10 protein-coding genes are annotated in these 7,605 nt (G+C 56.1%); 3 read left to right on the top strand and 7 right to left on the bottom strand.

The genetic code is table 11. The features are described 5' to 3' along the window. The first annotated feature begins 8 nt into the window (after positions 1-8). A complete protein-coding gene (locus D5066_RS15470) occupies positions 9-1,340 on the top strand; it encodes an SLC5/6 family protein (RefSeq protein WP_119916457.1) in 1,332 nt (443 codons plus the stop codon). 20 nt (positions 1,341-1,360) lie between these two features. Then, positions 1,361-2,662: an L-cysteine desulfidase family protein gene (locus D5066_RS15465; protein ID WP_119916456.1), complete on the top strand. Its 1,302-nt coding sequence runs from the start codon at positions 1,361-1,363 to the stop codon at positions 2,660-2,662. A gap of 56 nt (positions 2,663-2,718) precedes the next feature. Here D5066_RS15465 and D5066_RS15460 read toward each other — a convergent pair whose 3' ends face one another. Then, the gene (locus D5066_RS15460; protein WP_080328280.1) at positions 2,719-3,420 is read right to left on the bottom strand and encodes a pirin family protein; all 702 of its coding nucleotides are present in this window, start codon (positions 3,418-3,420) and stop codon (positions 2,719-2,721) included. Positions 3,421-3,524: 104 nt separating this feature from the next. Between D5066_RS15460 and yhaJ the strand changes: the two genes are divergently transcribed. Continuing rightward, the gene (yhaJ, locus tag D5066_RS15455) at positions 3,525-4,427 is read left to right on the top strand and encodes a DNA-binding transcriptional regulator YhaJ (protein ID WP_003862655.1); all 903 of its coding nucleotides are present in this window, start codon (positions 3,525-3,527) and stop codon (positions 4,425-4,427) included. Positions 4,428-4,468: 41 nt separating this feature from the next. On the opposite strand, the gene D5066_RS15450 is transcribed toward yhaJ, so the two are convergent. The 6 genes from D5066_RS15450 to D5066_RS15425 form a co-directional block, all read right to left on the bottom strand. After that, a complete protein-coding gene (locus D5066_RS15450; RefSeq protein WP_061096989.1) occupies positions 4,469-4,834 on the bottom strand; it encodes a DUF805 domain-containing protein in 366 nt (121 codons plus the stop codon). A 108-nt stretch (positions 4,835-4,942) separates the two neighbouring features. Continuing rightward, positions 4,943-5,929 carry a glutathione S-transferase family protein gene (locus D5066_RS15445; protein WP_119916455.1) on the bottom strand — a complete coding sequence of 329 codons (987 nt, stop codon included), beginning with the start codon at positions 5,927-5,929 and terminating at the stop codon, positions 4,943-4,945. A 72-nt stretch (positions 5,930-6,001) separates the two neighbouring features. Then, the gene (locus D5066_RS15440; RefSeq protein WP_116342196.1) at positions 6,002-6,394 is read right to left on the bottom strand and encodes a DoxX family protein; all 393 of its coding nucleotides are present in this window, start codon (positions 6,392-6,394) and stop codon (positions 6,002-6,004) included. A 210-nt stretch (positions 6,395-6,604) separates the two neighbouring features. After that, positions 6,605-6,901 carry a YqjK-like family protein gene (locus D5066_RS15435; protein WP_014885330.1) on the bottom strand — a complete coding sequence of 99 codons (297 nt, stop codon included), beginning with the start codon at positions 6,899-6,901 and terminating at the stop codon, positions 6,605-6,607. Further along, complete coding sequence (locus D5066_RS15430; RefSeq protein ID WP_013098867.1) at positions 6,898-7,296, bottom strand: phage holin family protein; 399 nt, start codon at positions 7,294-7,296, stop codon at positions 6,898-6,900. The genes D5066_RS15435 and D5066_RS15430 overlap by 4 nt, the downstream gene beginning before the upstream one ends. Position 7,297: 1 nt before the next feature. Next, complete coding sequence (locus tag D5066_RS15425; protein WP_008503141.1) at positions 7,298-7,603, bottom strand: ElaB/YgaM/YqjD family protein; 306 nt, start codon at positions 7,601-7,603, stop codon at positions 7,298-7,300. Positions 7,604-7,605: the final 2 nt, after the last annotated feature.

The following is a 7,605-nucleotide window of genomic DNA, read 5'->3' as shown; positions in this document are numbered from 1 at the left end:
AGTGCCCAATGAATACGGCAACAAACAGCAGTGTGATTGTGAATGATTCCCCTGCGGCAAGGCGGGCGGGAATGAGCGAAAGCGAATGGCGAGAGGCGATTAAATTCGACAGCACCGACACGGGTTGGGTCATCATGAGTATCGGGATGGCTATCGGCGCGGGGATTGTTTTTCTCCCGGTGCAGGTGGGATTAATGGGCCTGTGGGTATTTTTACTCTCTTCAGTTATTGGTTATCCGGCCATGTATCTGTTCCAGCGTCTGTTTATTAATACGCTGGCGGAATCGCCGGAGTGCAAAGACTACCCGAGCGTGATTAGCGGTTATTTAGGTAAGAACTGGGGCATATTATTAGGTGCGCTCTATTTCGTCATGCTGGTGATCTGGATGTTCGTCTATTCCACGGCCATCACTAACGACAGCGCCTCGTATTTGCACACCTTCGGCGTGACCGACGGTTTGCTCTCGGAAAACCCGTTTTACGGTTTATTCCTGATCTGCATTCTGGTCGCCATTTCCTCGCGCGGTGAAAAGCTGCTGTTTAAGGTGTCCAGTCTGATGGTGCTGACCAAATTATTTGTGGTTGCGGCGCTGGGTCTGTCGATGATTGGTCTCTGGCATTTAGCCAACGTCGGCATGCTGCCGCCGATGGGGCTGCTGATTAAAAATGCCATTATTACGCTGCCCTTTACCTTAACCTCTATTCTGTTTATTCAGACCTTAAGCCCGATGGTGATTTCCTATCGCTCGCGGGAAAAATCCGTTGAAGTGGCGCGCCACAAGGCGCTGCGGGCGATGAACATTGCCTTCGGCGTACTGTTTGTCACGGTCTTCTTCTACGCCGTCTCTTTCACACTGGCGATGGGACACGACGAGGCGGTTAAAGCCTACGAGCAGAACATTTCTGCCCTGGCGATTGCGGCGCAGTTTATCAGCGGCGACGGCGCAGGCTGGGTCAAAATCGTCAGCGTGATCCTCAACATCTTCGCCGTGATGACCGCATTTTTCGGCGTCTATCTGGGCTTTCGCGAGGCCACGCAGGGTATCGTGATGAACATCCTGCGCCGCAGAATGCCGGCAGAGAAAATCAATGAAAGCACCGTCCAGCGCGGGATTATGCTGTTTGCCATCCTGCTGGCCTGGAGCGCGATTGTTTTAAACGCGCCGGTGCTGAGCTTCACCTCTATCTGTAGCCCCATCTTCGGCATGGTGGGCTGCCTGATCCCTGCATGGCTGGTCTACAAGGTACCGGCGCTGCATAAATATAAAGGCGTATCTCTGGTGATTATTGTCATTACCGGGCTGCTGCTTTGTGTTTCTCCTTTCCTCGCGTTTTCCTGAGGGCAAATAAGGTCGTAACGATGTCTGAGCAAACTCATCCTTTATGGAATCAATTTATTCGCGTGGTGCAGGAAGAAGTTAAGCCTGCACTGGGGTGCACCGAGCCTGTGTCTCTGGCCCTTGCCTGCGCAATTGCTGCAGAGCAACTGCCTGGCGACGTCACGCAGATTGAGGCGTGGGTATCGCCAAACCTGATGAAAAACGGGCTTGGCGTCACGGTGCCCGGCACCGGTATGGTTGGGCTGCCCATTGCGGCGGCGCTGGGTGCCATCGGTGGCAATGCGCAGGCGGGGCTGGAGGTGCTGAAAGATGCCACCACCGATGCGCTGGCACGCGCCAAAGCGATGCTGAACGCGGGCCTGGTGCAGGTGAAATTGCAGGAGCCGTGCGATGAGATCCTCTATTCGCGAGCCTGCGTTTTCGCCGGAGATACCTCGGCCATGGTGACCATTGCGGGCGGACATACCCGCGTGGTGGAGGTGGTTTGTCAGGGCGAAACGCGCTTCAGGCTTGACGATCGGCAGGCTGAGGTAAGTAACGATCCGCTGGCGGTGCTGTCAAACACCACGCTTTCGCAGATCCTTGAGTTTGTCGAGCAGGTACCGTTCGACGCGATCCGCTTTATCCTTGATGCGGGGCGTCTGAACGATGCGCTCTCCCGTGAAGGGTTGGGCGGAAACTGGGGGCTGCACATTGGCGCGACGCTCAATAAACAGCGCACACGCGGATGGATGGCGCAGGATCTGGGCTCTGACATTGTTATCCGCACCAGCGCGGCCTCGGATGCCCGTATGGGTGGCGCGACGCTGCCGGCGATGAGCAACTCTGGCTCCGGGAATCAGGGGATCACGGCCACCATGCCGGTGGTGGTGGTGGCTGAGCACGTTCAGGCTGATGACGAACGACTGGCGCGGGCGCTGATGCTCTCGCATCTGTCGGCGATCTATATTCATTATCAGCTTCCGCGCCTGTCCGCACTGTGTGCGGCGACAACGGCAGCGATGGGCGCTGCGGCGGGGATGGCGTGGCTGATGGGTGGTTCTTACCAGACCATTTCCATGGCGATCGGCAGTATGATCGGTGACGTCAGCGGGATGATCTGCGATGGTGCGTCTAACAGCTGTGCTATGAAGGTCTCAACCAGCGTCAGCAGCGCCTGGAAAGCGGTAATGATGGCGCTGGATGATACTGCCGTGACGGGTAACGAGGGGATTGTGGCGCACGACGTGGAGCAGTCGATCGCCAACCTATGCGCACTGGCGTGCCGCTCAATGCAGGCTACGGATCGGCAGATTATTGAGATTATGGCGAGTAAGGTGTAGCGATTGACCTTCACCCCTCACCCCAACCCCTCTGGGGAGAGGGGCGAGTGGGTTCTTTAAACCGGCAAATCAATCAACAGCGCGCGCAGCGGCGTATCGGCAATCAGGGTGATATTCGCTTCATCACGAATAAATGCCCCGTCGCCGCAGGTGAGCGCTTCTTTCTCTTCCGCGTGCGTGACCGCATGCACCGTACCGTGAATGGACTGCAAATAGGCGCGCGGACCGTGCAGCTGGAAGCTCGCCTGTTCACCTTTCTTCAACTCTATATGGTGCAGCCACACCTGCTGACGCAGCTGCAGGCTGCCTTTACTGCCATCAGGCGAGGCAATCAGCTGCTGTTTGTCGCCCTTCAGTTCGATCTTTTGTACCAGCGGGTTTTCCCGCTCAGGGCAGGCGTCCAGCCACAGCTGCATGCGGGTCAGCGTTTTATCTTTGCTGAGGTTATGCTCGCTGTAGCTGATGCCCGGCTGCGTGGAAATTAACAATGCTTCGCCAGCCTTTGCCTGGACATGATTGCCCTCGCTGTCGCGATATTCTGCCTCGCCTTCCAGGATCAGGTTCAGGATATCGACTTTCGGGTACGTACGCGGCTGGAAGGAGGCGCCCGGGGCGAGCACTTCCTGATTCAATACGCGCAGTGAAGCGTAACCGAGGAGTTTCGGGTCAAAATAGTGTCCAAAGGAAAAGGTGTAGCGGGCCTGCAGCCAGCCGAAATCGGCTTGTCCGCACTGTTTAGCTGTTCTTGTCGTAATCATAAACTTGACCTCTCTTTACACTAAATCAATGGTAAAGGTATGGACGCTGCATTGTTAGCCAGATATTCTGCCCGGTATGTTCAAATTTCCTGAATGAGAACGAGATGGCTAAAGAGAGAGCATTGACGCTTGAGGCGCTTCGCGTCATGGACGCGATTGACCGACGCGGGAGTTTTGCTGCGGCGGCAGATGAACTGGGGCGCGTTCCGTCTGCGCTGAGCTACACCATGCAGAAGCTGGAAGAAGAGCTGGACGTGGTGCTGTTTGACCGCTCCGGTCATCGAACAAAATTCACCAACGTGGGGCGGATGCTGCTGGAGCGCGGTCGTGTCCTGCTGGAAGCGGCGGACAAGCTCACCACGGATGCCGAAGCGCTGGCGCGAGGCTGGGAAACCCACCTGACGTTAGTCACCGAAGCGCTGGTGCCAACCGAAGCGCTGTTCCCGCTGGTGGATCGCCTGGCGGCGAAGGCCAACACGCAGCTGTCGATCATCACCGAGGTGCTGGCCGGGGCGTGGGAGCGTCTGGAGACGGGCAGGGCGGATATCGTGATTGCGCCGGATATGCACTTCCGCTCATCTTCGGAAATCAACTCCCGCAAGCTTTACAGCGTCATGAACGTCTACGTTGCCGCGCCGGATCACCCGATTCATCAGGAGCCGGAACCGCTTTCTGAGGTCACGCGCGTGAAGTATCGCGGCGTGGCGGTGGCGGATACCGCACGTGAACGTCCGGTGCTGACGGTTCAGCTGCTGGATAAACAGCCTCGTCTGACGGTGACCTCGCTGGAAGACAAACGGCAGGCGCTGCTGGCCGGTTTGGGCGTGGCGACGATGCCCTACCCATTTGTAGAGAAAGATATCGCGGAAGGGCGACTGCGGGTGGTGAGCCCGGAGTATACCAGCGAAGTGGACATTATTATGGCGTGGCGTCGCGACAGCATGGGCGAAGCCAAATCGTGGTGTCTGCGCGAAATTCCAAAGCTTTTTGCGCATCACAATAAATAAGCGTGCAGGCCCGGTAAGCGTAAGCGCCACCGGGCATGAATTTACGCGCCGATCTTAGGATCCGGACCAAAGCGGTTTTCGCCCGGCGTGCCGCTCTGACAGTTGAAAATCAAAATCACGATCCAGCCAACAAGCGGGATCAGCAGCAACAGCAGCCACCATGCCGAACGATCGGTGTCATGAAGACGTCGGAACAGCACGGCCCAGGAAGGCAGCAATACCAGCAGACCATAAATCGTAGTGAGAACGCCTTCACCGCCCGCCCGTTCCCAGCCGAGGATTTTATCCACAATGCCCAGCACCATAATCAGGACGAAGTTCACCAGAACGAACATCCAGTACTCTTTGCGGCGGGCGCGGCCACCAAATCCAATGTAGTTGCGCAGTACTTTTAAATACCAGTCCATTTTTTCCTTGCCTCAATAATCGGTCAATCACTTGTTTTTTAAGCGATCGAGATAAGGATAGATGGAGATTGTGAATTAAAAAAGGGCATCTGGTGATGCCCTTCGTATTTATCCAAAACGAACGTCGCGCCCGTGCGGCTCATCCAGGTCCTGCCACGGGCCAATGGAGATAATGCCCGTTGGGTTGATGGTTTTATGGCTGCGGAAATAGTGGTTGCGAATATGGTCAAAATCGACCGTCTCCGAAATCCCTGGCATCTGATAGATGTCGCGCAGGAAACCGTGCAGATTCAGGTAGTCACTGATACGGTGCTTATCACACTTGAAGTGGGTGACGTAAACCGGATCAAAGCGGATAAGCGTAGTCCACAGGCGGATATCCGCCTCCGTCAGGCGATCGCCCGTCAGATAGCGATGCTGGCCGAGGATCTGCTCCAGTCGTTCCAGGGATTCAAAAACTTTCCCGACCGCTTCGTCATAGGCTTCCTGGCTGGTAGCGAAACCGGCCTTATAGACGCCGTTATTCACGTTGTCGTAAATCCAGCCGTTCAGCTCGTCAATTTTATCCCGCAGCTCGACCGGGTAATAATCTCCGGCGCGGGTGCCGTGCGCGTCAAACGCGGTGTTAAACATGCGGATGATTTCCGCAGACTCATTGCTGACAATTGTCTGGTTTTTCTTGTCCCAGAGCACCGGTACGGTAACGCGGCCGGTGTAGTGCGGATCGGCGCGCAGGTAGAGCTGGTAGAGGAAATCGTGGTGATACAGGTCATCACCGGTCGCGGCGGGGAAATCACTGTCGAACGTCCAGCCGTTTTCCAGCATCAATGGGTTCACCACCGAAACCGGAATCAAGGATTCGAGCCCTTTAAGTTTGCGAACAATCAGCGTGCGGTGCGCCCACGGGCAGGCGAGAGAAACATACAGATGATAACGATCTTTCTCGGCCGCGAAGCCGCCTTCACCGCTCGGGCCGGGAGCACCGTCGGCGGTCAGCCAGTTACGGAAGGCCGAAACAGAGCGCTTGAAGCGTCCGCCGGTGGATTTGGTGTCATACCAGACATCCTGCCAGACGCCGTCTACGAGTTGTCCCATTTTTTTCTCCTCCGTCAGATAGCAAAAGCGAGGAAATATTTCCTCGCTTTGTGTTCAGTCAGTATAGCCTGCTTACCACTTCTTATTCAGAAGGCGGTCGATGCTGTAGGCGCCTGGACCGGTGATAGCCAGCAGCAGGAAACCACCCGCGATGGTCAGGTTTTTCATGAACATCAGTGAGTTCACGCCTTCCGCAAAGTTGCTGTGGAACAGGAACGCGGTCAGCAGGGTGAAGCCTGCGGTAAACAGCGCAGTGGTGCGAGTCAGGAAGCCGAACAGAACCGCCAGGCCGCCGCCGAACTCAAGCAGAATGGTCAGCGGCAGCAGGAACCCCGGAACGCCCATGGATTCCATATACTGCTGGGTACCCGCGTAACCGGTGATTTTTCCCCAACCTGCCACGATGAACAGAATTGGCATCAGAATACGTGCGACCAGTACACCAACATCTTCTAATTTTTTCATTTTACTCTCCAGGAAACCACATGAGCGGCTGAACATTATTTGTCTGCAATTCCGGGTAGATACCGCGGCTCTGCTGTCGATGGAGAGGATAATAAACGGGGCGGGTGGCAATTGTTAGCAAGGAAAACTGTCAATCTTCTTCAAAGATATTGAGCAAGGGAGTGTGCGCAAAAACAAAAAACGGTAACCTGAGTTACCGTTTTGCGTTTATCACCGCAACTGCTGTTGTCGCAACGTCGCCTTCACCAGACGCCAGGCGCTCCAGGCACCAAAACCGCGTCGGGCCCAGCGGATGAGCATATTCGGATGACGAACCGTCCAGATAGCCATCACGCTGCTGCCGACCAGCGCCCACGAACGCAGGCTCAGGAAGGTATTCCAGCCACGGTCAAACCGTCGCGTCGCGTCGATCCAGTCACGGCGGCTGGCAGACAGATCCAGCCGCTGCTGCTGGATCTGACTTAACAGGTACGCTTTTCGCTTCTGACGTTCCGCTTTATCGCTCACGGCTTGTCATCCTCCAGCAGGGCGCGATCGTTAGCCAGTTCCTGGCGCGTGTGGCGCAGGAAAGTGGACTTGCGCGCTTTACGCATCGTCCATATGCCGCCAATCAACGCCGCGACCAGCAGAACGACGGTCGTGGCAATCATCGCGTTGAGTCGATACTGCGGGTCAATGGCCCAGATGATTAACACCATCAGGCTCATCAAACCAAATGCGGCGAAGAGCATAGTCAGCCCGAGCATCAGCAGCATCTGGAAGAGGTTCGCTTTCTCCTCTTCCAGCTCGACCACTGCCAGCCGGACGCGCGTTTCGGCAATCCCGACCAGCGTCGTTAAAATACGCTGGCCGATGCCGAGGACGTTGTTAGCAGGCCCTTGTGCGTGACGAGGATCTTCCATATTAACGACGCGTCAGCAGGACACCCAGCACCACACCGACTGCGGCACCAATTCCGACACCCGTCCATGGATTATCACGTACATATTCGTCCGCGCGCGCAGCCGCTTCACGGGTCTGCTTCGCCAGCGCATCACCGGTTTCACCCAGGCGATAACGGCTCTCTTTCAGCGCCTGCTCCGCTTTGCTGCGCAGCTTGCTGACTTCTTCTTTCGACTTATCGGCAGAAGAGTTCAGCACCTCTTCAAGGGTATCGGCCAGGGATTTCAGTTCAGCGCGCAGATGTTCAGACGTCGTATCTTTTGACATGA

The organism is Enterobacter chuandaensis (assembly GCF_003594915.1).
Classification (GTDB): Bacteria; Pseudomonadota; Gammaproteobacteria; order Enterobacterales; family Enterobacteriaceae; genus Enterobacter; species Enterobacter chuandaensis.
This window is presented reverse-complemented; position numbering and strand designations above follow the sequence as displayed.